Source organism: Sorangium sp. So ce834 (assembly GCF_051521425.1).
GTDB lineage: Bacteria > Myxococcota_A > Polyangia > Polyangiales > Polyangiaceae > Sorangium > Sorangium cellulosum_D.
Genome location: NZ_CP150351.1, coordinates 3,722,568 through 3,746,249, shown reverse-complemented (window position 1 = coordinate 3,746,249; position 23,682 = coordinate 3,722,568). Strand labels below are relative to the sequence as shown.

The window sequence follows — 23,682 nt, the reverse complement described above, 5'->3', positions numbered from 1 at the left end:
GCGACATCGCATGTCCACTGAGGCCGAGGCATGCAGGGCGAAGTGGCTCACGCAAGCAATGGACAGGCGCCTCCGGCGCCGGGCGGCGCGCTCGAGGTCGCCGACGATCTCGCGCGCGCCTTCGCCGCGACGGCCGTCGAGCGGGACAAGCGCGGCGGGACGCCCAAGGAGGAGCGCGATCGGCTGCGGCGGAGCGGGCTCTTGTCGCTCTCGGTGCCTGCGTCCCTGGGCGGCTGGGGAGCGCCCTGGAGCGTCGTGCTCGAGGCGGTCCGGCGCATCGCCCGCGCCGACAGCGCGGTCGCTCATGTGTTCGGCTTTCATCACCTGATGCTCGCGACGCTGCGGCTGTTCGGGAGCGCGGACCAGGCGAGCCGGCTCCAGGCCGCGACCGTCTCGGAGCGCTGGTTCTGGGGAAACGCGCTGAACCCGCTCGACACGCGCGCGCGCCTCGTGCGCCGCGGCGACGGCCTCGCCGTGCGCGGCGCGAAGAGCTTCTGCTCCGGGGCGAGCGACTCGGACATGCTCATCGTGTCGGCGCTCGACGACGCGACATCCAAGCTCGTCGTCGCCGCCATCCCCACCCGTCGGCCGGGGATCCGGGTGCTCGACGACTGGGACAACATGGGACAGCGGCAGACCGACAGCGGCACCGTCGAGCTCGACGACGTCGAGGTGCGGGCGGACGAGCTCCTCACGACGCCGGGGCCGCTCGGCTCGCCGTTCGCCTCGCTGCGCCCCTGCCTCGCCCAGCTCGTGCTCGTGAACGTGTACCTCGGCCTCGCCGAAGGGGCCTTCGAGGAGGCGCGGCGGTACACGAGCACGCGGCGGCGCCCGTGGATCGCCGCCAAGGGGACGCCCGCGACCGAGGACCCGTACGTCCTCCTCCGGTACGGCGACCTGTGGCTCGCCCTCGAGGGGGCGCGGCTGCTCGCCGATCGCGCCGGGGCGGCGTTCCAGGCGGCGTGGGAGCAAGGGGATCGGTTGAGCCCCGAGCAGCGCGGCGGGTGCGCGATCGCCGTCGCCGCGGCGAAGGTGGCGACCTCGCGCTCGGGGCTCGATATCACGAACGGCATGTTCGAGGTGATGGGGGCGAGCGCGACGGCCGCCAGCGCCGGGATGGACCGGTTCTGGCGGAACCTGCGCACCCACACGCTGCACGACCCGGTCGATTACAAGTCGCGCGAGCTCGGCGCCTATGCGCTGAACGGCGCGATCCCGGAGCCGAGCTTCTACTCGTAAGGGAGCGCGACACGACCGGTCCGGGCAGCGAGCCCTCCCGGGATGGCGACGTCGGTGCGCGGCGCGCGCGCCGCGGGGCGCGGCCGGGGCCGGCGCTCGCCGGACCGGATCTTGGCAAGAGCGATCGGCGCGCGTGCGCCGCCATGAGGAGAGAGAGAGATGGCGAGACGAGATGATGCAGCGATCCGCGAGCGCGTGGGGGCGATCGTCGCCGCCGTGATCGCGCCGAACGCGGAGCGGATCGATCGCGAGGGGATCTTCCCGCGCGAGAACCTCGACGCGCTCGCGCGCGAGGGGTGGAATGGGGTGCTCCTGCCCGAGGAGCTCGGCGGCCTCGGGCTGGGCCATACGGCGTTCGCCATCGCGGCCGAGGAGATCGGGCGCGCCTGCGCGTCGACCGCCCTCGTCTACGTCATGCACATCGGCGCGGCGCAGACGATCGCGCTCTACGGCAACGACGACCAGAAGGAGCGGTGGCTCAAGCCCGCCCGGCAAGGGCTCGTCGGCACCTACTCGACGAGCGAGAAGGCGTCGGGCGGCCACTGGTGGTTCAACTTCAGCGAGGCGGCGCGCGACGGGACCGATTACCTGATCTCCGCCGAGAAGTCGTTCACGACCAGCGCCGGGAAGGCCGACTATTACGTCCTCCAGACGCGCACGCCGGGCGCGAAGGGGCCGACCGACATCACCTTCTTCATCGTCGACGGGAAGCGGCCCGGCATCGAGGCGGGCCGCTGGGACGCCCTCGGGGTGCACGGCAACCACAGCGGGCCGCTCCGCTACACGAACGTGCCCGTGCCGCGCCGGGATCGGCTCGGCGCGGAGGGCCAGGGCAAGGACATCATCTATCACGGCGTCTCGCCGGTGTACCTCATCGGGCTCGGCGCCGCGTGGCACGGCGTCGCCCGCGGCGCGCTCGCGACCGTGACCCAGTACGCGCTCGGCACGGTGCACCGCGACTTCAATCGCCGGCTCGCCGATTACCAGGTCCTCCGCCAGCAGCTCGGGGAGGCCAAGGTCCTCGTCGAGAGCCTCCGCCCCTGGCAGGCGGCGCTCGCCGAGCAGCTCGACGAGCTCCAGGCGGCGGGCAAGCCGCAGGGCGAGCTGCTCATGCCGCTCACGGAGTTCAAGGTCCACGCCGCCGAGGTGGCCAACAAGGTGGCGCGCCTCGCGCTCGACGTGAGCGGCGGCTACGGCTACCGCCGCGGGCCGCTCGAGCGCGCCTTCCGCGACGCGCGCGCCGCGATCGGCATGGGGCCGTCCAACAACATCGCGCGCGAGTGGATCGGCAAATCCCTCGTCGGCTTGCCGCTCGAGCTCTTCGAGGCCGGCGGAGAGTGAGCCCCCGCGGGCACGCCTGGAGGAATGAAATCATGAGTGATCACGGAAATATCCCGCTGACCGCGCTGGCCTCGACGGCGCCTTCGCGCGGCCCTGTGAAGTTCGCGTACTGGGTGCCGAACGTCAGCGGCGGCCTCGTTGTGAGCAAGATCGAGCAACGGACGCACTGGGGCATCGACTACAACCGCAAGCTCGCCCGGCTCGCCGAGAACAGCGGCTTCGAGTACGCGCTCAGCCAGGTCCGGTACATGGCGAGCTACGGCGCCGAGTATCAGCACGAGTCGACGTCGTTCAGCCTGGCGCTCTTGCTCGCGACCGAGCGGCTCAAGGTGATCGCGGCGGTCCACCCGGGGCTTTGGCACCCCGGGGTGCTCGCGAAGCTCGGCGCGACCGCCGACGACCTGTCGGGCGGGCGGTTCGCCGTCAACGTCGTGAGCGGCTGGTTCAAGGGGGAGTTCACCGCCCTCGGCGAGCCGTGGCTCGAGCACGACGAGCGATACCGGCGCTCGGAGGAGTTCATCCGGGCGCTCCGGGGCATCTGGACCGAGGACAACTTCTCGCTGCGGGGCGACTTCTACCGGATCAACGACTTCACGCTGAAGCCGAAGCCGGTGCAGAAGCCGCACCCCGAGATCTTCCAGGGCGGGAACTCGAAGGCAGCGCGGCAGATGGCCGCCCGCGTGTCCGACTGGTACTTCATGAACGGCAACTCCATCGAGGGCGTCCGCGCGCAGGTGACCGAGATCCAGGAGCACGCGGCGCGGGCGGGGCGCCGCGTGAAGTTCGGCCTGAACGCCTTCATCATCGCCCGCGACACGGAGGAGGAGGCGCGGCAGGTCCTGCGCGACATCATCGCGCACGCGGACGTCGAGGCGGTGAACGGCTTCGGCGACGCCGTGCGGCAAGCCGGCCGCGCGTCGCCCGAGCGCGAGGGCATGTGGGCCAACTCCAATTTCGAGGATCTCGTGCAGTACAACGACGGCTTCCGCACGGGCCTCATCGGCACCCCCGAGCAGATCGCGCGGCGGATCGTGGCGTATCAGGCGGCCGGGGTCGATCTGGTGCTGGGCGGGTTCCTGCATTACCTCGAAGACGTGGAGCAGTTCGGGAAGAAGGTCCTGCCGATCGTCCGCGAGCTCGAGGCCGACGAGGCGCGCAAGGCGGCCTGACGGCGGCCGGCGCCCGCGCGGGCGCCGGCGCCTTCAGGCGAGCTCGGTCCGGGCGGCGCGGGCGCCCCGCGGGCGGTCGGCCCGCGATCAGCCCTCCTCGTCGCCCGGACGGCGCACCATGCACCCGTACATGAACGGCGGATAGTCGGCGTCCTCACCGTGGTTGCGCCAGGCGGCGACGGGGGTGATTCCATCGCTCGTCAGCCGCCACGGGCCGAGCAGCCGGCGGATGGCCTCCGGGGCGCGCATGTGAAACCGGAGCCCCGGCGCCTCGAGCAGCTCGACGATCCGCGGGTACCGGAGGCACATCTCGCTGTCGAAATCGAGCGCCATCAAGCTGCCGGCCGGCGCCAGGTCGTAGAGCGACGCGAACGTCGCCGCCAGCTCCTCGTCGGCGATGAAGGCGGCGACCCCGACGAACACGATCCCGAGCCGCCGGATCGGCCCGAGCGCGCGCTCGACCGACGCCCGATCGAGCGTGGTCAGGTCCGAAGCATCGCAGTAGGCATACGCGGCGTTCGGCAGGCCGGCGAGGATCCGCTGCCCCATCGCGATGTTGATGCGATCCACGTCGGTGTAGAGCACCCGCGCGTCCGGCACGGCCTCGTGGACGTTCCCGGAGGTCGGCAGCCCGGCGCCGAAGACGAGGAATTGATCGACCCCCTCCGCGCGGATCGCCCTCGCGGCGCGCCCGATGTACGCGCGCAGGACGCGGAAGATGCCGCGGAAATCGCCGTACGCGGCCTCGTATTCCTTCGCCGCCTCGACGTCGACCGGCAGGTAGTGAATGCCGCCGAGCCAGTAATCGATCATGCGCGCCGCGTTCGCGTGAGCGAACCGGCGCATGGCTGCTGAACCGCTCATCATCTGTCATCTCCGCGTCGCGCGCCGGCCGGCCCCGGTAAGGCGCCTCATCGGCGCGCGACCAAAAGGACGCCATCGTCGCCGATCGTGCTCGGCTTCCTCGCGAAATGGGCCCGCAGCTCGCCTGCGAGCCGCCTCTTCATGAGCTCCGCCGCCGGGTGCCGGTCGTACCAGAACCGCTGGAGGACCTCCGCGGCGCTCGCTATCCTCTCCTCGAGATCGGCCTCCTCGCAGCGGAGCTCGACGTTCACCCTCGTCATCTCGATGCTCCTGAAGCCGCGGTCGAAGAGCACCTCCGCGGCCGTCGCGAGCAGGTATCCCTGATGATCGGCCGCGTCGCCGGCCACGGCGCAGCAGTTCCTGTTCAGCAGGCCGATCATCTCGTTGTCAGGGGCCCCCTGCACGATCAAGATCCTCGACCCGCGCTCGTCGCACACCCGGATCATCTCCTCCACGGCCCTCACGACGTCATCGACGTAGTGGAGCACCCAGGTCGATACGACCGCATCGAACGTGTCGTCCTCGATCGGCAGGCGCTCGGCCTTGCCGCGCAGCACGCGGATCCTGTCGCCCGCTCGCCCCTCCCCGATCGCGGAGGCGCTCGCCGCGTCGGGCTCGACGGTCGTGCACCCGCCGAGCGCCTCCGCGATGCGCCGCACGACCACCCCGGTCCCCCCGCCGATATCCAGGATCCTCGTGCACCCCTCCAGCCGGTCGAGGATGGGCGGGATGTCGTTGCGGACGAACCGGTGCGACGCGAGGGCCCAGGCCTGGTGGGTCAGCCGATGCGGCCGGCGGAGGCGCGCGGGCATCGCCTCCGGCGCACCGCAAAGAGGATAACGGCTGACGTCGAACCCGATCATGGCCTCTCTTGTCGGCGTCACGACGCGCCGCCCCGCGCTCGGATCTCGTGGATGACGTGCGCGTGAGGCCCGTCGTCGTCGCGGCGCACGATCCGGGACGTGTACCCGAGCCGCGCCGCGATCGCGCCCGGATCGTTCTCTGCTCCCGCCATCTGCGAGAAGGGCATGAGAATGACGGAATCGCGCCCCACGAAGCACCTCGCCTGGATCAGGAACCGCTCGATGATGGCGCGGCCGCCGTCGCGCTTCATGCCGAAGACGCCTCCCGGGGTCGTGCTGGGATAGAAGGGCTGATTGAACACGATGAGATCGAACGTCGTGGAAGCCGCGATCGACGCGAACAGATCGCTCTCCACCGCGCGAACCCGGAGCGGCGGGTTCCTCGCCACGTTCGCCATCGTGCACGCGATCGCCGGCGGATGGTTGTCCACCGCCCAGACCTCTCTGGCTCCGTTCTTGCTCAGCACCAGGGCGAGGTACCCAGAGCCGCAGCCCATATCGAGGGCGCGACGAGGCGTGTACCGCCCGAGGACGGCCGCGAGCCGACGTGGCGAGTAGCCCAGATCGGGAGGAAAGACGTCTTCTGCGACCCAGATCCGAAGTCCGTCGACGTCGATCGCGTACGGCTGCCGGCGGCGAAGCGCGCGGAGCTCGGCGTCGCGTCGAGTGTGCTCGCTCGACAACATGCCTCATCCATATAAGTACGAGATGCGCCGCAACAAGAGAGGATGCGCGACTTCGTGCGTGCGCGAGGGCGATTGTGGGTCGCGAGGTGCGGCGTCGCGTCCTGGTCGGTTGCTCAGGACAGACGGCGAGCCCTCCTGCTCTGCTCCAGCGCGTAAGCGATCCCGCTCTGCAGGGTCCCCTTCGTCACGATCGCCCCGAAATCGATGTCCAGCGCGACCAGCGTCTGCGCGACGTCGCCGCGGACGCCCGTGATCACCGCCTGCGCGCCGAGCAGCCGGAGGGCGTTCGCCGTGCGGATGAGCGAGGCGGCGACGCTCGTGTCGATCGATTTCACGCCGGTGATGTCGAGGATCACGACCTGCGTGCTGTTCGCGTCGACCCCTTGCAGCGCCGTGTGCAGCACCTGCTGGGCGCGCGCCGCGTCCATCGTCCCGATGAGCGGCATCACCATGATGCGATCGGTGATGGGGATGAGCGGCGTGGACAGCTCGGCCAGCCTGTCGTTCTGGACCCGGATGATCTCCTCCTGGAGCGACGCCCGGGTCTGCTCGGAGCGCGCGCGCTCGGCGAGCTCGAGCTCCAGCCGCTCGCCGGCCACGCGCAGCTCCTCGGTGCGGTGCTGCAAGTGCGCGTAGAGCAACGCGTTCTCCACGGCGATGGCCGCCTGCGACAGGAGCAGCCCGAGGAGCTCTATCCGCGCCGCCGTGAAGGCGTTGCTGACGGCGTTGTTCTCCAGGTAAAGCACGCCCGTGAGCCGGCCCCGGTGGACCATCGACATGCAGAGGACCGACCGCGGGCGGCTCGCGACGATGTACGGATCGGCCGCGAAGCGCGCGTCCTCGGTCGCGTCGCCCAGGACGACCGGCTCCCGGGTCCGGGCGACGTACTGCACGACCGAGACGGCGATGTCGGCGCTGTCCTCGACGGGCGTCGTCATGCCCGTGCGGATCGCGTCGGGATCGACGGTCGCGAGCGCCTCGACCACGAGCCGCTCGCCGCGATCGAGGACGAGCGCGCCCCGCTGCGCCCCCGCGTTCTCCACGGCGATCCGCATCAGCTGCTCGAGCACGTTGTCGAGCTCGACCTCGCCGGCGATCACCTGCGCGGCGCGGATCATCGCGGTCACGTCGAGCACCCCTTTGCGCCCGGTGCTCGCGGTCGAGGAGCTCGACACGGTGAAGGACACCGGCGAGCCCGCGCGGTCCGAGCCGGCCGCGGGCTGGAGGGCGAGCGCTGGATACCTGTCCACGAGGGCCTGCGCCTTGGCCGTGGCCCCCCAGCGGATATACCCGTAGCACGCGCTCGCCAGGTAGAACCGCGCCGTCTTGCGCCTGCCCTTCGCGAGGTGGAGCTTCGCGCAAAGCTCGCTCGCGAGCGCCTCGTCCCTGACGAACCCGCTCTCTTGCGCGGCCTCGATCGCCTCTTCATAGCGCGCCATCGATCCGAGCTCGTCGCCGGACGCGCGGGAGCGCTCGGCGACGACCAGGAGGTGCTTGTGCCGGTAGTTCTCCGGGCAGCTCTCCGCCCAGCGCGCGAGCCTCGCGTGATGCTCCTCGAGCATCGCCGCGCTCCGCGCCGGCCCCTCCGGCGCGGCCTCGCCCAGGGCGAGCAGCGTCAAGCAGATGTAGAACGACAGCTCGGTCGTGGAGAAATACCCCATGCTGCTCGCGAGGGCCCGCTCGGCCGCGAGCGCCTCCGAGAGCGCGGCGGCGTACTCCTCGTCCAGGAACAGGAGCTGTAGCTTGACCACGTGATACCAGAAGGCCGTGAACATGGCGCTCGGCGCGCCGAGCGTCGCCGCGAGCGCGGCCTCGTCGAACTCGTCGTCGCCGAGCGAGGCGCCGCCGTCGGTGCGCCCCTCGAGGCAGGCGACCATCTGCCGCGCGACGGAGAGGAAGGCCGTCGACAGGGCGTTCTTGGTCCGCGCCATGAGGCCCAGGAAGCGGTCGATCTCCTTCCTGACCGACGCGAGCTCGTCGCCGAGCCCGAGCCGGGCCATGACGATCGCGTTGCACGTGTACGAGAGGTAGGCGAAGTCCGCGGACACCATCCCTGCCTCGAGCGCGCTCCGGAGGTGCTCGACCGTCTCGCGGAGCGGGGAGAAGAAATGCGCGTAGACGCCGAACGTGAAGTGGATCTTGCAGGCCAGCTCGACGTTGTCGAACCTCCGGTTGAGCTCGATGCCGAGCCGCCCGAACCGCCGCGCCTCGTCGTACCGGTCGCGCAGCACCGCCATGTAGAGGCCGTACAGCACGAAGCCGAACGCGGACACCTCCGAGTGCCCGCGCCGGAGCGAGAGGTTGACCTGCTTCGCCGTGACGAGCGCCGCGAGCCTCGCGTCGGTGAGGTACGCCGGCGAGGAGAGGTTCGTCAGGAGCTTCAGGACGACCAGCGTCTCTCGGTCACGGAGCGCCGGGGCGGAGGCCAGGTCCTCGATCCGCCGGCCCCCGAGGTTGACGGGCACCTCCGCGAGCTCCGCGTCGAGCGCCGCCTGGACCTGGTCCTCGGAGCGAGGCAGCTCGATCCCGAACAGCGCGAGGCCCGCGCGCCCGACGCTGATGCAGTCCGCGACCTTGAACAGGGTGAGGTAGAGGACGATCCGCAGGTTGTGGACCTGCGCTCGCTCCAGGGTGGAGCTCGCGCGGGACAGCAGGAGATCGAAGAGCGACTCGGCGCGATCGAAGTGACCGCACATGTACTCGCACTCGGCGCGCGTCACGGAGAGCGCGAACATCAGCTCGCCGTCGCGGGCCCACGCCTCCTCGCCGAGCAGCGACGCCCCGACCGCGAGGTAGCCGGCGGCCGCCTGGTGGGCGTTCGCCGCCTTCGCCCTCCTCCCCGCGGCGAGGTTCAGCCTGGCGAGCTCCGCGCGCTCGCCCGGATCGGAGATCAGGTCGGCGGCGAGGTTCATCTGGTGGACGACGGCGAACAGGGCGTCGTCGCGCGGGCTCGCGCCGGCCTGCGAGAGGAGCAGCCTGCCGATCCGGAGGTGCGCCGCCCTCCGGCGCTCGTCGTCGAGCAGCGAGTAGGCGGCCCGCTGGACGCGATCGTGCAAGAACCGGTAGGACACGTTGAACCTGGTCGAGGGCACGTCGTCCGCCGCGTCGCCGCGCGAAGAGTCGTGGACGAAGCGGTACTCGGTGCCCGTGGGCTGGATGAGCCCGTCCCGTAAGGCCTCCCAGAGATCGCCGGCCGTGTCTCGGCGCGATCGATCGCAGATCGCCGAGAGCACCTCCAGCTCGAACTCGTGGCCCAGGCACGCCGCGAGCATCAGGGCGCGCTGGGTGTCCGGCGCGAGCTTCTGGAGCTTGCCCGCCATCAGCGCCACCACGTTGTCCGTCATCTGCATCGCCTGGATCGTGGCGAGATCCCATGTCCAGGCGCGGGAGCGCGCGTCGAAGCGCAGGAGATCGTCCTGGCGGAGCGACCGCAGGAACTGGCTCACGAAGAACGGGTTGCCGCGGGTCTTGTCGAAGACGACCTCCGAGAGCGGCGCCGCCTGCTCCGCCGCGCAGTCCAGCGCCTCGGCGACGAGCTGAGCGACGGCGGACCGCGGGAGCGGCTCGACGGCGATCGCGTGGACGGCGACGCTCGCGCTCCGCAGCGCGTCGACCAGCAGGCGCAGCGGGTGGGCCGCGGCGATCTCGCCCTCCCGGGTCGTGCCGATGACCAGGAGATGCGCGGTGCCCGGCCCGGTCATGAGCGTGTGGATCAGCGTGAGCGAGGCCGCGTCCGCCCACTGGAGGTCCTCGAGCGCGAGCACGACCGGGTGCTCCCGCGTCGCGAAGACGCGCAGGAAGTTCTGGAACACGAGGTTGAACCGGTTCTGGGACTCGGTAGGTCCGAGCTCGGCCACGGCCGGCTGGGGGCCGATGACGAGCGCGAGCTCGGGGACGAGGTCGAGGAGCACCTGGCCGTTCGGGCCGAGCGCCTCGAGCAGCCTCGCCTTCCAGAGCTCGAGGGCGCTCGTGCGCTCGGCCAGGAGGCTCCGGACGAGGCTCCGGAGCGCGCTCGCCACGGAGGCATACGGCGTGCTGCGGCCGATCTGCTCGAACGCGCCTTCGATGAAGTACGCGCGGCGGTGCGCGATCGCCTTGTGAACCTCCTGCACCAGCGCGGATTTGCCGACGCCCGCCTCGCCCGAGACCAGGAGGAGCTCGACCGCGCCCCGGCTCGCGCGGTCGAACGCCGCGAGGAGCGTCGCCGTCTGCTCTTCGCGACCGTAGAGCTTCTGGACGATCCGGAGCTCGCCGACGCGGTCGTAGCGCCCGAGCGCGAACGGCTGTATCTCGCCGGTCGCCTCCAGCTGGCGCAGGCACTCCTCGAGATCGGCCTTGAGCCCGGCGCCGCTCTGGTAACGCGCCTCGGCGGTCTTGGCGAGGAGCTTCATCACGATTTCGGAGACGATCTGCGGCAGCTGCGGGCTCACCTCCGCCGGCGGCGCCGGCCTCCTCGCGATATGGTGGTGCACGAGCTCCAGCGCGTCGTTCGCCTGGAACGGGAGCACGCCGGTGAGCATCTCGTACAGGGTGACGCCGAGCGAGTAGAGATCGCTGCGGTGATCGACCACGCGGTTCATCCGCCCGGTCTGCTCGGGCGACATGTACGCGAGCGTCCCCTCCAGCGCCTCCGGCGCCAGCGCGGCCTGGCTCTCGCGCGACAGCCGCGTGGCGATGCCGAAGTCGATCAGCTTGACCTGCATCGTCTCGGGGTCGACGAGGATGTTGTGCGGCTTGATGTCCTTGTGAATGACGTGGCGCTGGTGGACCGAGTCGATGATGTCGGCGACCGACGCCGCGATCCGCAGCGCCGACGCGAGGCTGAGCCGCTGCGACCGCATCATGTCGCTCAGCGACCGCCCGCCGCTGTCCTCCATGATCAGCGCGAGGCCGTTCCCGTGCTTCCCCACCTCGAGCACCACGGGGATGCCCGGGACGCGGAGGTCCCGCATGAGCGCGTGCTCGTGCCGTATCTTGGCGAGCTCTCGCGGATCCGGGTACTCGCTCTTGAGGAGCTTCACCGCGACAGGCAGCCGATCCGCGTTGCGGTGACCACGATAAAGAACGGACGTGATGCCCTCGTAGATCTTTTCCGTGGCAGTGTAGTCCTGAAGAATCAGCATGTAATGAGCCCCTCTGGGCCATCGTACAGCAGCCGAACGCTTGAGTTCCACCTGCCCTGTTGAACAGCGCTGTGTGAAGAGGCGACGGAATGAGGTGTGGAGTCGGGCCGCGTCGCTCCCCGCGCGCGCTCGATCGCGTTTGACTGCGACGGTCTCGGACCGTCCACTACGAAACTGGCGACGCGCCGCGTGAATCGCCTTACCATGCGCGGCATGTCCAACCAGCAACCCGAGCTCGCCCCGGTCCCGCCCGAAATCAGGGCGGGACGGGCGAGCCGCGCCCTCGACGCGCTCGAGCGGGCGGGCAACAAGCTCCCCGACCCGGCTCTGCTCTTCGTCGTGCTCGCCGCCGTGGTCGTGGTCCTGTCGGCGGCGCTCGCGCCGCTCCAGTTCAGCGAGATCGACCCGAGGACGAAGCAGCCGCTCGTGATCCAGAGCCAGCTCTCGGGCAAGGCTGTCACCGAGTTCCTCGCGAGCATGGTCCCGACCTTCACGGGCTTCCATCCGCTCGGCGTGGTGCTCGTGGCCTTGCTCGGCGTCGGGATCGCCGAGCACTCGGGGTTCATCAACGCCGGCCTCAAGAAGCTCCTCGCGGTGACGCCGAGGGCGTTGCTCACGCCGATGCTGATCGTCGTGGCCATCGTCAGCCACACGGCGGCCGACGCGGGCTACGTGCTCGTCATCCCGCTCGGCGCGGTCATCTTCCACACCGCGGGCCGGCACCCGCTCGCCGGCATCTCCGCCGCGTTCGCGGGCGTCTCCGGGGGCTTCAGCGCCAACTTCATCCCTTCCAGCCTCGACCCGCTGCTGCAAGGGCTGACCCAGGCCGGCGCCGGGATCCTCGATCCGAAGCGCGCCGTCAACCCGCTCTGCAACTGGTTCTTCTGCAGCGCCTCATGCCTGCTGGTCGTCGGGCTCGGCTGGTTCATCACCGACCGCGTGATCGAGCCGCGCATCGCCCGCACGCCCGTCGACGCCGCGCCGGAGCAGGAGCCTCGCGCGGCGGACCTCACGCCGCGCGAGGCGCGCGCGCTCTGGGCGGGGCTCGCGGCGATGGCGATCTGCATCGGCCTGCTCGTCGCGGCGAGCGCGCCCGCGTCGTCGCCCCTGCGCGCGCCGGGCGGTCAACTGACGATCAGCACGGCGCCGCTCATGAACGCGATCGTGCCGCTCATCTTCCTGTTCTTCTTGATCCCCGGGATCGTCTACGGCTACACGGCCGGCACGTTCACGAGCCACCGCGACGTGATCGGCGGGATGAGCAAGACGATGGGCACGATGGCCTATTACCTCGTCATGGCCTTCTTCGCCGCGCAGTTCATCTACCTGTTCAACAAGTCGAACCTCGGCGCGCTCGTGGCGCTCAAGGGCGCCGCGGCGCTGCAGGCCATGGCGCTCCCGAGCACCGTGACCATCGTGGGCATCATCGCCCTCACCGCGACGGTGAACCTCTTCATCGGCTCCGCGTCGGCGAAGTGGGCGCTGCTCGCGCCGATCTTCGTGCCCATGCTCATGTCGCTCGGCATCTCGCCGGAGCTCACCCAGGCGGCTTACCGCGTCGGCGACTCGACCACGAACATCATCACGCCGCTCATGGTGTATTTCCCCTTGGTGGTGGTCTACTGCCAGAAATACGTGAAGGGCACCGGGATTGGCACGCTCATGGCGCTGATGCTGCCGTACTCCGTGACGTTCCTCGTCGCGTGGAGCCTGTTCCTCCTCGCCTACTGGCAGCTCGGGCTCCCCCTCGGGCTCGACGCCCCCTACGTCTACCCCTGAGCGCCTGCGCCCCCCGGGCCGCGCCGCCCTCTCCGCCGCGCACGCGCGGCGGAGAGGGCGCAGCCGCGCGCACCCACCTCTGCGCCTTCGGTGCGCCTCGGCGCGGCCGAGATTTCGACGAACGCGCATCGATTGCGTGCCCCGCGCGACAGATGCGCACGCGATGCGGCCTCAGCCGTCAGAACCACGTGGGCTCGCGTATTTAGCCGACGGCGCGCGGCGTGCAAGCACGGACGGTATGCAGGGCCGGACGGCAAAACGAGGAGGGTGTTTGTATGAGCTCAATGCATCGCGGTGCGGCAACGAACGCTGTCGTGGTGTCCTCGACGCCCCTCCTGACCGGCGGCGGGTCGGTCGTTCCTAACGCAACGGGGTGTGCGCCCGCTGACAAGGATGCCGAGCCGCCAGCCTCGGTCGCGCGCGCGCTGGCCGCCGCAGCGCAGGCCCAGGGCGCTGAGCGCTCCGAATCCTGGGAGCTGTGCGGCGTGCTGCTCGCCGTCGCCACCGGGTGGCTCGCCTGGTCGCTTCCCGCGCCGAACGCGCGCGACGTCCTGCTCGTCGCGCTCTGCTTGACGCTCGTCACGCTCGAGTACCGCCGCGCCGGGGCGCGGTTCCGGAAGGCGATCGCCGCGGCCGCGGGGGCCCGCGGGTTGACCGCCGGCGAGGCGGCGCGCGAGGCGCGGCGGCTCGACGCGGCCTTCCGCACGGCCCGCGCCGCGGGGCAGGCCGCGCCGGACGCTGACGCAGAGCGCCGCTGAGCGGCCGCCTCCCCGCCAGCTATCCGCACCGCGGGCGCCAGCCGCCCCCCACGTCACGCTCGCGGAACTCGGCGCGCAGCTCGCTGCGCGCGTCGGCCGCGAGCAGCTCGCACGGGTCGAAGTAATGCGGCGTCCGGGCCTGCGCGGCGATGGGCGGCAGCGCGCCGGAGAACTCCGGCACCCCGGGGCAGCGATGGTGCCAGAGGGCATAGCGGTCCGGCACCTCGCCGAAGCAGAGCACCTCCTTGACCCCGCCGTTGCAGTTGGTGCTCACGACGAGCACCGGACCGGGCAGCGGCGCGAAGCGATGAATCCGAATGACCACGTCGTGGTGGAACTCGCCCTGCGTCCAGTGCGCCAGGAGGTCGAACTCTCCATGTCGATCCCGGACCTCCTGCAGCAGCGAGCCGAGATCCAACGCATCGGCGAGGGCTTGAACACACGCATTCCCCATGGCGCACGCTCCTTCACGGCAGGCCTTGCTCACGTTGTAGCACAGCGCCCGCCCGGCCACCGGACCTGAGCCGCACGACCCCCTCGCGAGGCGCGCGCGACGACGGTGCGACGCGATTCCACTGAAATCAGGAGCGCTGATGGCCACCGGTCAGGCCTCGCCGCGGCCCCGGCGAGGATCGACCTCACGGCCGCCGGCGCCGAACGCCGCTGGCGGACGCGCCCGCTTTTCATGAGATACTCGATCGCGCATGACACCGGGGGAGCGCTTGGGGGCGCGCTACACGATCGAGCGGCAGGCCGGCAAGGGCGGCCTCGGGACCGTCTACCGCGCGCGCGACGTCGAGAGCGGCGCGCCGGTGGCGATCAAGGTGCTTCGGGAGCCGACCGAGGAGAAGCGCAGCCGGTTCGCCCGCGAGGCGCGCGCGCTCGCCGCCCTGTCGCACCCGAGCATCGTCCGGTACGTCGCCCACGGGACGACGCCGGACGGCGAGCTCTACCTGGTGATGGAGTGGCTCGAGGGGGAAGATCTCGGGGCGAGGCTCGCCCGGGGCCGGCTGGAGGCGACCGCCGCGCTCAGGCTCCTGGTCCGGGTGGCCGACGGGCTCGCGTTCGCGCACGCGCAGGGCATCGTCCACCGCGACATCAAGCCCCAGAACATCTTCCTCCCGGGCGGAGAGATCGAGCGGGCGACGATCGTCGACTTCGGCCTCGCGCGCCTCGAGGACGCGACGTCGTCGCTGACGCGCACCGGGGCGACGGTGGGCACGCCGTCGTTCATGGCGCCCGAGCAGATCATCGGCGATTGCGAGGTCGACGCCCGCGCGGACATCTACTCGCTCGGGTGCGTCCTGTTCGCCTGCCTGACCGGTCGGCCGCCCTTCGCCGCGCCGCACCCGCTCGCCCTGCTGGCCAGGGTGGTCTTCGAGGACGCCCCGCGCCCGAGCGCGCTCGTGGCCGGGCTGCCGCGGGAGCTCGACGCGTTCGCGACGCGGCTGCTCGCCAAGCGGCCGGGCGATCGCCCCGCCGCGCGGGCCGCCGTCGACGAGCTGCGCGCGCTCGCCGAGCGCGTCGCCGAGTCGTCCTCGACCGCGCCCGCCTCGGTCGCCGGCCTGACGCGCCGCGAGCGGCGCCTCGTCAGCGTCATCCTCGCGTCCGAGGCGCCCGGCGGCGGCCAGGTCCCCGCGCGCGCCGACTCCCTCGAGCTCACCGCCTCGCTCAGCGACTCCCCGCTGCTCAGCACGCTCTTCAACACGTCGCAGGCGCTCCGGCAGGTCGCCGCCCGGCACGGCGCGCAGCTCGAGCTGCTCCGGGACGGCTCCCTCGCGACCGTCCTCGCCGGCTCGGGCTCGCCGACGGATCTCGCCGTGAGCGCCGCGCGCTGCGCCCTCGCCCTCCGCGACCTCCTGCCGCACGCGCGCGTGGCGCTCACGACCGGCTGGGACGAGCTCGAGAAGACGCAGCCGATGGGGCAGGTCATCGACCGCGCGAGCGCGCTGCTCGCGGCGAGCTCGGCCGGCGCGGCCCCCGTGTTCCTCGACCGGATGACCGCGGATCTCCTCGGCGACCGCTTCGAGGTGTCCGTCGAGGGCACGGGGCTCGCGCTCGTCGGTGAGCTCGAGCCCGCGGACGAGGCGCGCAAGCTGCTCGGCAAGCCGACGCGGTGCGCCGGGCGGGAGCGCGAGCTGCTCCTCCTCCAGGCGACGTTCGACGAGTGCGTGGCCGAGTCCGAGGCCCGCGCGGTGCTGGTCACGGCCGAGGCCGGGGTGGGCAAGTCGCGCCTGCGCCACGAGCTGGTGCGGCGCCTCGCCGGCCGCGGGGAGCCGTTCGAGCCGTGGATCGCGCGCGGCGACCCGATGCGCGAGGGCGCGCCGTTCGGCATGCTCGGCCAGGTCGTGCGGCGCGCCGCGCGGCTGCTCGACGGCGAGCCGCTCGACGCGCGGCGGCAGAAGCTCGCCGCGCGCGTCGCGGCGACCGTCGCCGAGCCGCTGCGGCGGCAGGTCGCGGAGTTCCTGGGCGAGATGGCGGGCACGCCCTTTCCGGCGGACGACAGCGTGTTGCTCCGGGCGGCGCGGCAGGACGCCAAGCTCATGGGCGACCAGATGCAGGCGGCGTGGGTGGAGCTCGTGCGCGCCGAGTGCCGCGCGCGGCCGCTCCTGCTCGTGCTGGAGGACCTGCACTGGGGCGACCGGCCCACGGTCGAGTACGTCGACGCGGCGCTCCGCCTCCTCGAGGGCGAGCGGCTGATGGTCCTGGCGCTCGCGCGCCCCGAGGTGCGCGAGGCCTTCCCGGCCCTGTGGAACAAGCGGGCGCTGACGGATCTGCGGCTCACGGCGCTGCCGCGGAGGACGTGCGAGAAGCTCGTGACCGAGGCCCTCGGGGGGCTCGACGCCGAGACCGTCGCGCGGATCGTCGATCGCTCCGGGGGGAACGCGTTCTTCCTGGAGGAGCTCGTGCGCGCCGCGGCGGAGGGCCACGGCGGCGGCGTCCCGGAGACGGTGCTCGCGATGATGCAGTCGCGCCTGGAGGGGCTCGCGCCGGACGCGCGGCGGGTGCTGCGCGCCGGCAGCGTGTTCGGGGGCGCGTTCTGGCGCGGCGCGGCGCGCGCGCTGCTCGGCCCCGAGGCGGACGAGGCGCTCGTCGACGACTGCCTGGCGGAGCTCGCGCGCAGCGAGCTCATCTCCCGGCTGCACGAGTCGACGCTCCAGGGCGAGGTGGAGTACGCCTTCCGGCACGCGCTCGTGCGCGAGGCGGCCTACGAGATGCTGACCGAGGAGGACCGGCGGCTCGGCCACCGCCTCGCGGGCGCGTGGCTCGAGCAGGCCGGCGAGACCGACGCGATGGTGCTGGCCACGCATTTCGAGCGCGGCGGCGAGCTGGAGCGCGCGGTCGGGTGCTACCGGCGGGCGGCCGAGCAGGCGCTCGGGGGGAACGACTACGCGGCGGCGATCGAGCGCGCCGAGCGCGCGGTCGCGTGCGGCGCGGCCGGCGAGGCGCGCGGCGAGATCGAGACGATCCGGGCGGAGGCGTGCCGCTTCCGGGGCGACAGCGCGGCGGCCGAGCAGCACGCGACGGCCGCGATGCGGGCGCTGCCCGAGGGGGGCGCGTGGTGGAGCCGCGCGGTGGGGGTGGCGCTCTGGACCTTCCAGCTGGCGGGGCGTGGGGCGGCCGTCATCGCGCTCGCCAGGCAGCTGTGCGCGCGGTGGTCGGAGGAGGCGGTGACCGGGCCCCAGCTCGTCTCCATGGCGCAGGCGGCGCTGGCCCTGCACTACATGATCGGCCAGAGCGAGGAGACGGAGGCGCTGTGCCGCCGGCTCGACGCGACCTTCGACCGTTTCCGGCACGACCCGACCGTGAGCGCGACGGTCCTGCGGCTGCAGACGCACCGCGCGATCCTGTCCGGGGATCTCGGCTCCGCCCGCGAGCTCGGGGAAGCGTCGGTGCGCTGCTACGAGGCGGCGGGCGATGTGCGCAACAGTTGCGTCGCGCGCGGCAACGCCGGCCATTTCTGCAACGAGATCGGCGCGTACGCCGAAGCCGTGCGCCTGCTCCGCGCCTCGCTGGCCGACACGGAGCGGCTCGGCATGCCGTACATGGCGGCGTTCGTGAAGGAGAACCTCGGCCGCACGCTGCTCCACCTCGGCGATCTCGACGAGGCGCGTGGTCTGCTGGACGACTCGCTGCGGTCGTTCGTGGCCTCAGGCGACCGGCGCATGGAGGGCGGCACCTACGTTTACCTTGCGGAGGCATCCCGCCTGGCGGGAGATCTCGCCCGCGCCGAGGCGGAGGCGCGCCGCGGCTGCGAGCTCCTCGCCGAGTGTCCGCCGCTCATGCCGTGCGCCCTGGGCACGCTCGCGGGGGTGCTGCTCGCCGCGGGGCGCGCCGCCGAGGCGCTCGAGGCGGCGGACCGGGCCGCAGAGCTCGCCGCCCCGATCATCGCCTCGCAGGGCCACCTCGAGGAGGGCGAGTCGCAGATCTACCTGGTGCGCGCGGAGGCGCTCGCCGCGTGCGGCGCGCACGGGGAGGCCCGCCGCGCGATCGCGATCGCCCGCGACCGGCTGCTGGAGCGCGCGTCGAAGATCGCGAACGCCGCGTGGCGGGCGAGCTTCCTGGAGAACGTCCCCGAGAACGCCCGCACGCTCGCGCTCGCCCGCGCGTGGCTGGACGAGCAAGACGGCGCGCCGCTCGGGTAGGCGCCGCGGCCGGCGGGGCCGCCGTCCTGCCGCCGCCGGCGGCGGGGGCTCGCCTCGCTCCTGGCGAGGGCTCGACGTGGGTGGCAGGAGCGTCGCCCGGGCTCGTTCGTGGTTGGAGGAGAGAGGGAACCACAGAGAGGCACAAAGGAGAGAGAGCGCCGTCTTCTCACGCCTTTTATCTTTCCTTTTTGCGCCTTTGCGCCTTCGCGTCTTTGCGTTGAACTCTCCCCCACGAGATCGAAGTTTTCAGCCCAGCAAAACACATCAAGCGATCCAGCAAACCATGGTTGCCAGCCGCTCGATCCGCGACGCACCGGCGAGCCCGCAGGCCATTGCCCTACCATGCACCACAAATTCAGCCGCTCCGCCGATCTTCACAGCGACATGGTCCCGTGAGCGCGAGCGCTCGACACGCGCTTTCCTCACCGCGGACTCCCGCGCTTGCGTCCGAGAGACGCGCCGCGTATCGTCGGCAGTTCGAGAGCCCTCCGCGGCGGTGAAAGCGCGCGGGCCAGCCGAGATCACGCTGTGCAACCGCCCTGGCCCCTCCCAAGTGTCGCCCTGACGCCGGCCTCCTGCGGGGCCGTGCTGTGGCGCATGCAGGGCGCAGAGCGGCTCACCGTCATCGTCAAGGCCACGTTCGCCCTCGTCCCCGACCGGCTCGCGGAGCTCGCCGCCCCGGCGCCGCTGCTCCGCTCGGACCCGCTGCGCGAGGGGCGCGGCAGCCTGGAGGAGGCGTGTGAGACAGCGCCCTACCTGCCGGGCGCCGGGGTCCTCGTGCGCGGACACGCGGCCGCGCCCGCGGGGACGACCGCGACCGCGCTCTCGGTGCGGATCGCGCTCTTCCGCGAGGATCGCTGGGTGCTCGACAAGGAGCTCCACGTCTACGGCGAATCCACGCGAGAGGCGCTCGAGCGCCTCCACGGCGACGAGTGGATCTTCCTCCAGGGGCTGCACCCGCACGCGCCGTGGATCCGGTCCAGGCTGCCGTCGGCGCGCGCGCTCGCGCGGCTGCATCGGATCGGGCCGGGAGGCGACGACCCGGGGCAGCCGATCGAGCTCGTCGCCGACACGCTGACCATCGACGCGGATCGCCTGCTCTGCTCGCTGATCTGGCGGGGGAACGCCGCCCTCCTGCCGGGCGATCAGCCGGCCCGGATGCGGGTGGTCGCAGGCGTCGAGATGCCCGGGAGGCCCCTCGCCTGGCCCTCGGCGGCGGGTGTCGAGCCGCCGCTCGCGCCCGTCGCGATCATGGATCCGGGGGGTGCGCTCGCGCCCCGGGGGGCGGCGCTCCCGGCGGGGCACTGGAGCGCCGTCACGCAGCAGGTGACGAAGCTACCTGGGCTGCCCCCGTTGCCGTTCTCGCAGCGGCAGGAGCCGCACTGGAGCGCCGTCACGCAGCAGGTGGCGCCGCTGCAGCCGCCGCCTCCCCTGCCCTTCGTGCAGCGACAGGAGCCGCACTGGAGCGCCGTCACGCAGCAGGTGGCGCCGCTGCAGCCGCCGCCTCCCCTGCCCTTCGCGCCCGCGCCCGAGCCGCCGCCGCGCTCGGAGCCTGCCCCGGGCTCCGTGCCGTTCGCGATGCCCTTCGCCGCATCGGGGACCCATGCCGCGCCGCCGCCCCGGGTGCAGCCGCCGCTCGCCAGGCTCGACCAGACGCACCCCGTCATCGACCCGCCGCCTGGCGAGGCGGGCGCCGTCACTGGACCGCCGCCCTCGCAAGCGCAGCCGTTGCCCGCTCCGGTCCACGAACCCGGCCCCGCAGCGGACGAGACGCGCTCTCCGGACGCCGCGCCGCCCGCGGACGAGATGCCCGCGCCCGCCGGCGCCACCGCGCCCGTCGACGCGGCTCCCGCCGATGTCGCGCCCCCTGACGCCCCCGCCGCGGACGCCTCTCCCGCCGACGCCTCTCCCGCGGACACCTCCCCCGCCGAACCGCCCTCGCCCGAGCCGGAGGCGCGCGGCCTGCGCGCGGTGGTGCTCGCCCGCCTCAAGAGCGGCCAGCCGCTCTACGACCTCGAGCTCGCGGGCGCCGAGCTCGAGGGCATCGACTGGAGCGGCGCCTCCCTCGAGCGCGTCAACCTCGCCGGCGCGACGCTCGCCCGGTGCAACTTCACCTCCGCGCGCCTCGCCAGGGCGAACCTGAGCGGCGCCGACCTCACCGACGCGCGCTTCACCGACGCCGACCTGACCCGCGCCGATCTCTCCCGCGCCACGCTCGACCGCGCGCAGCTCTCCTCGGCGACCCTCAGGAGCGCGGACCTCACCTCGGCCAGGGGCGCGCACGCGCGCTTCGACGGCGCGTCGCTGGACGGCGCCGACCTGCGGCAGGCGCGCCTCACCGACGCCGTCTTCGACGGGGCCAGCCTCGCCGACGCCAACGCGACAAAGGCGGAGCTCTCCCGATCGAGCTTCGCGAACGCGAGCCTCGCCGGCGCCATCCTCCGCGCGGCGAAGCTCAAGGAGGCGAGCCTCCCCCGCGCCAACGTCGATGGCGCCGATCTGCGCGAAGCGGACCTCGCGGGCGCCAACCTCTATGGGGTCAAGCTCGCAAACGCGAAGTCGAGCGGCGCCATCCTGCGGTCCATCGTAGAAATACCGCCGGAGGGAGAGGACATTAACGTTTCTTCACAAGGTTGACTCGCGGACTCCTTTACGTCTAGCTCCATGGAACGCGCTCCCTCGGGAACGAAGGCGGAGCATTCACCCCCTCGCACCCTGGAAGAGACACGACCATGAGCGACCTCATCACGTTCTCCTCGAGCATCCTGCAAGGCCCGACGCGCGTCGTCGGCTTTCGCGGCGTGGAGGCGATCTCGCGCCCGTATCGGTTCGAGATCTTCCTGTCGGTCCCGAGCGAGGGCGAGGACGACACGGACTTCGCCGAGATGGTCGGGGCCAAGGCGCGGCTCTCGATCGACCGCCAGGACGACACGAATCCGCCCTACGTGTTTACCGGCGTGCTCGCCGGCGTCGACCTCGTGCACGAGTTCGGCGGCCGCGCGCTCCTGCGGGCGGTGCTCGTGCCGCGGCTCTGGGGGCTCACCCTCTCGAAGCACAGCCGCATCTTCACGAAGAAGACCGTGCCCGACGTGATCAAGCTCGTGCTCGAGGAGAACGGCATCACGGGGAGCGACGTCGAGCTCAACCTCGGCAGCTACGAGACCGAGGAGCACATCTGCCAGTACCGCGAGAGCGACTTCGACTTCGTCTCGCGCTGGATGGAGCGGGAAGGCATCTTTTACTATTTCGAGCACACCGAGGACGGCGAGAAGCTCGTCCTCTGCGACGACAAGAGCTACCCCGCGGGGCCGCTCGGCGCGCCGGTCCGCTACCACCCGCAGACCGGCGAGGACCGCAGCGCCTCGGCCTCGTTCCGCACCTTCTCCTGCCAGCACGGGGCGCTGCCGTCGCGGGTGAAGCTCAAGGACTACGACTACGTCCGGCCGCACTTCCCCCTCGCGGGCTCGGCCCCGGTGTCCCAGTACGGCACCGGCGAGATCAGCCTCCATGGCGAGCGCTTCTTCAGCGCCGACGCCGGCAAGCGGCTGGCCCAGCTGCGCGCGGAGGAATACCTCGCCCGCGAGGCGGTCTATCAGGCCACCGGCGCGCGGCTCCACCTGCGCTCCGGGTATACGTTCGAGCTCGAGGACCACCCACGCGCGCGGTTCAACACGAAGTACCTCGCGGTCGAGCTGCGCCACCACGGCAACCAGTCCGCGGGGCACGGCGACTTCGAGGAGCTCGCCGGGCTCACGCACGAGGAGGTCTATTTCGTCGAGGTCGCGGCCATCCCGGCGTCGACGCAGTTCCGGGCGGAGTCGCGGACGCCGTGGCCGCGCATCTACGGTTACGAGAACGGCACGGTCGACGGCTCCGCGGCGAGCGAGTACGCGCAGATCGACGAGCACGGGCGCTACCTCGTCAAGCTCAAGTTCGACGAGGCGAGCCCGCGCGACGGCAGCGGCTCCACGTACGTGCGCATGATGCAGCCGCACGGCGGCGGCGTCGAAGGGTTCCACTTCCCGCTGCGCCGGGGGACCGAGGTCTTGCTGAGCTTCCTCGGCGGCGACCCGGATCGGCCGGTGATCTCCGGCGTGGTGCCCAACGTGCTCACGCCGAGCCCGGTCACGAGCGGCAACCACACGAAGAACGTCATCCAGACCGGCGGCAGGAACCGCCTCGAGCTGGAGGACCAGGCCGGGGCTCAACGCATCACGCTCTCGACGCCGTACTCGAACACGTACCTGCGCATGGGCGCCCCCAACGACAGCCACGAGCTCATCGCCAAGACCGACGCCAACAGCGTGTGGGACTCCGGGAGCAACTTCGACGTGAACGTCGGCAAGCAGGGCGGCGGCAACTGGTCGGTCAACGTCCGCGACCACGTCACGATGGACATCGAGGCCGGCAACTACATGGCCAAGGCGAACGCGGGGGGCATGGAGTTCTACGCGGCGCAGAAGGTGACCTGGGAGAGCGCCGGCGAGGGCAAGGCCATCCTGGGAGACAAGACCGATCTGATCAAGGGCAACCACACCGTCTTGCGCATGGGCGAGTTCCTGGTCTGGACCGGCGGAACGGTGACCACGGCGACGTACGGCGACAGCACGACCTACACGGTCGGCAACGTGAAGACGGTGAACTACTCCAACACCGAGGAGACCAAGCAGGGCAATTTCAAGAGCGTCGTCCACGGGAACACGAACGACGAGAAGCACGGTAATTTCAAGACGACCACGAAGGGCTCCGTCGTCTCGCAGACCGTCGGCTCGACGGTCGACACCAAGCTCGGCATGTTCATCTCGGTCGCGGCCGGCTTCGTCTTCGACATGAAGGCCACCGCGAACATCAACATGTCCCTCGGCGGGGCGTTCGAGCTGAAGGCGGCGTGGAACATGGAGACGACGCTCGGCTTCAAGCTGACGGTGAACGCGGCGGGCTCGAACGAGAACACCCTCGGAACCAAGGTATCGACGAACGCGGGCGTGACGCTCGACATGAAGTACGGCACCACGGTGACGGCCAAGGCGGGGGCAGAGCTCGTGATGGAGAACGCGCGGCTCATCAAGCGGAACGTCACCATCGAGTCCCTGCCCACATCCATCCGTTCGCGGGCGCTGTCGCTGCAAAAATCCGGATTCACTGTCATCTGACGGACGGCGACGGGCGCCGAGGCGGAGCAGGGAGCGACACGTGACATGATGAGGAAGCGAT

Annotated in this window: 13 protein-coding genes; 8 read left to right on the top strand and 5 right to left on the bottom strand. The window is 71.6% G+C overall.

The window, feature by feature from the left end:
- Window positions 1–30: 30 nt before the first annotated feature.
- The 3 genes from WMF20_RS13735 to sfnG all read left to right on the top strand — a co-directional run bounded on the left by WMF20_RS13735 (window position 31) and on the right by sfnG (window position 3,749).
- A complete protein-coding gene (locus tag WMF20_RS13735) occupies window positions 31–1,239 on the top strand; it encodes an acyl-CoA dehydrogenase family protein (RefSeq protein ID WP_437613880.1) in 1,209 nt (402 codons plus the stop codon).
- 159 nt (window positions 1,240–1,398) lie between these two features.
- Complete coding sequence (locus tag WMF20_RS13730) at window positions 1,399–2,580, top strand: acyl-CoA dehydrogenase family protein (RefSeq protein WP_129574780.1); 1,182 nt, start codon at window positions 1,399–1,401, stop codon at window positions 2,578–2,580.
- A gap of 32 nt (window positions 2,581–2,612) precedes the next feature.
- Window positions 2,613–3,749, top strand: a complete 1,137-nt coding sequence (gene sfnG / locus WMF20_RS13725; RefSeq protein WP_129574779.1) for a dimethylsulfone monooxygenase SfnG — start codon at window positions 2,613–2,615, stop codon at window positions 3,747–3,749.
- Between the two features lie 87 nt (window positions 3,750–3,836).
- Here the strand turns inward: sfnG and WMF20_RS13720 are convergent, their stop codons facing one another.
- From WMF20_RS13720 to WMF20_RS13705, 4 genes are all read right to left on the bottom strand, one after another.
- On the bottom strand, window positions 3,837–4,595 hold the full coding sequence (locus WMF20_RS13720) for an SAM-dependent methyltransferase (RefSeq protein ID WP_437613877.1): 759 nt from the start codon (window positions 4,593–4,595) through the stop codon (window positions 3,837–3,839).
- A 65-nt stretch (window positions 4,596–4,660) separates the two neighbouring features.
- Complete coding sequence (locus WMF20_RS13715) at window positions 4,661–5,476, bottom strand: class I SAM-dependent methyltransferase (protein WP_207217855.1); 816 nt, start codon at window positions 5,474–5,476, stop codon at window positions 4,661–4,663.
- Window positions 5,477–5,493: 17 nt separating this feature from the next.
- On the bottom strand, window positions 5,494–6,162 hold the full coding sequence (locus WMF20_RS13710; protein ID WP_437613875.1) for a methyltransferase: 669 nt from the start codon (window positions 6,160–6,162) through the stop codon (window positions 5,494–5,496).
- A gap of 113 nt (window positions 6,163–6,275) precedes the next feature.
- The gene (locus WMF20_RS13705) at window positions 6,276–11,285 is read right to left on the bottom strand and encodes an AAA family ATPase (RefSeq protein WP_437613873.1); all 5,010 of its coding nucleotides are present in this window, start codon (window positions 11,283–11,285) and stop codon (window positions 6,276–6,278) included.
- 213 nt (window positions 11,286–11,498) lie between these two features.
- Here WMF20_RS13705 and WMF20_RS13700 point away from each other — a divergent pair, with 213 nt between their 5' ends.
- Together WMF20_RS13700 and WMF20_RS13695 are read left to right on the top strand one after the other, a co-directional pair.
- Window positions 11,499–13,064: an AbgT family transporter gene (locus tag WMF20_RS13700; RefSeq protein WP_437613871.1), complete on the top strand. Its 1,566-nt coding sequence runs from the start codon at window positions 11,499–11,501 to the stop codon at window positions 13,062–13,064.
- A gap of 317 nt (window positions 13,065–13,381) precedes the next feature.
- Entirely contained in the window at window positions 13,382–13,822 is a 441-nt protein-coding gene (locus WMF20_RS13695) for a hypothetical protein (RefSeq protein WP_237245308.1), read from the top strand.
- Between the two features lie 19 nt (window positions 13,823–13,841).
- Here WMF20_RS13695 and WMF20_RS13690 read toward each other — a convergent pair whose 3' ends face one another.
- On the bottom strand, window positions 13,842–14,276 hold the full coding sequence (locus tag WMF20_RS13690) for a hypothetical protein (protein ID WP_437613869.1): 435 nt from the start codon (window positions 14,274–14,276) through the stop codon (window positions 13,842–13,844).
- A gap of 250 nt (window positions 14,277–14,526) precedes the next feature.
- Here WMF20_RS13690 and WMF20_RS13685 point away from each other — a divergent pair, with 250 nt between their 5' ends.
- The 3 genes from WMF20_RS13685 (at window position 14,527) to WMF20_RS13675 (ending at window position 23,621) form a co-directional block, all read left to right on the top strand.
- Window positions 14,527–18,468 carry a protein kinase domain-containing protein gene (locus WMF20_RS13685; RefSeq protein WP_437613867.1) on the top strand — a complete coding sequence of 1,314 codons (3,942 nt, stop codon included), beginning with the start codon at window positions 14,527–14,529 and terminating at the stop codon, window positions 18,466–18,468.
- 597 nt (window positions 18,469–19,065) lie between these two features.
- On the top strand, window positions 19,066–21,105 hold the full coding sequence (locus tag WMF20_RS13680; protein ID WP_437613865.1) for a pentapeptide repeat-containing protein: 2,040 nt from the start codon (window positions 19,066–19,068) through the stop codon (window positions 21,103–21,105).
- Between the two features lie 95 nt (window positions 21,106–21,200).
- On the top strand, window positions 21,201–23,621 hold the full coding sequence (locus WMF20_RS13675) for a type VI secretion system Vgr family protein (protein ID WP_437613863.1): 2,421 nt from the start codon (window positions 21,201–21,203) through the stop codon (window positions 23,619–23,621).
- The last annotated feature ends 61 nt before the right edge of the window (window positions 23,622–23,682 follow it).

Coding starts and splice junctions, on each gene's coding strand:
- WMF20_RS13735 (WP_437613880.1), top strand. CDS start 31: ATGCAGGGCGAAGTGGCTCACGCAAGCAATGGACAGGCGCCTCCGGCG.
- WMF20_RS13730 (WP_129574780.1), top strand. CDS start 1,399: ATGGCGAGACGAGATGATGCAGCGATCCGCGAGCGCGTGGGGGCGATC.
- sfnG (WP_129574779.1), top strand. CDS start 2,613: ATGAGTGATCACGGAAATATCCCGCTGACCGCGCTGGCCTCGACGGCG.
- WMF20_RS13720 (WP_437613877.1), bottom strand. CDS start 4,595: ATGCGCCGGTTCGCTCACGCGAACGCGGCGCGCATGATCGATTACTGG.
- WMF20_RS13715 (WP_207217855.1), bottom strand. CDS start 5,476: ATGATCGGGTTCGACGTCAGCCGTTATCCTCTTTGCGGTGCGCCGGAG.
- WMF20_RS13710 (WP_437613875.1), bottom strand. CDS start 6,162: ATGTTGTCGAGCGAGCACACTCGACGCGACGCCGAGCTCCGCGCGCTT.
- WMF20_RS13705 (WP_437613873.1), bottom strand. CDS start 11,285: ATGCTGATTCTTCAGGACTACACTGCCACGGAAAAGATCTACGAGGGC.
- WMF20_RS13700 (WP_437613871.1), top strand. CDS start 11,499: ATGTCCAACCAGCAACCCGAGCTCGCCCCGGTCCCGCCCGAAATCAGG.
- WMF20_RS13690 (WP_437613869.1), bottom strand. CDS start 14,276: ATGGGGAATGCGTGTGTTCAAGCCCTCGCCGATGCGTTGGATCTCGGC.
- WMF20_RS13685 (WP_437613867.1), top strand. CDS start 14,527: ATGACACCGGGGGAGCGCTTGGGGGCGCGCTACACGATCGAGCGGCAG.
- WMF20_RS13680 (WP_437613865.1), top strand. CDS start 19,066: ATGCAGGGCGCAGAGCGGCTCACCGTCATCGTCAAGGCCACGTTCGCC.
- WMF20_RS13675 (WP_437613863.1), top strand. CDS start 21,201: ATGAGCGACCTCATCACGTTCTCCTCGAGCATCCTGCAAGGCCCGACG.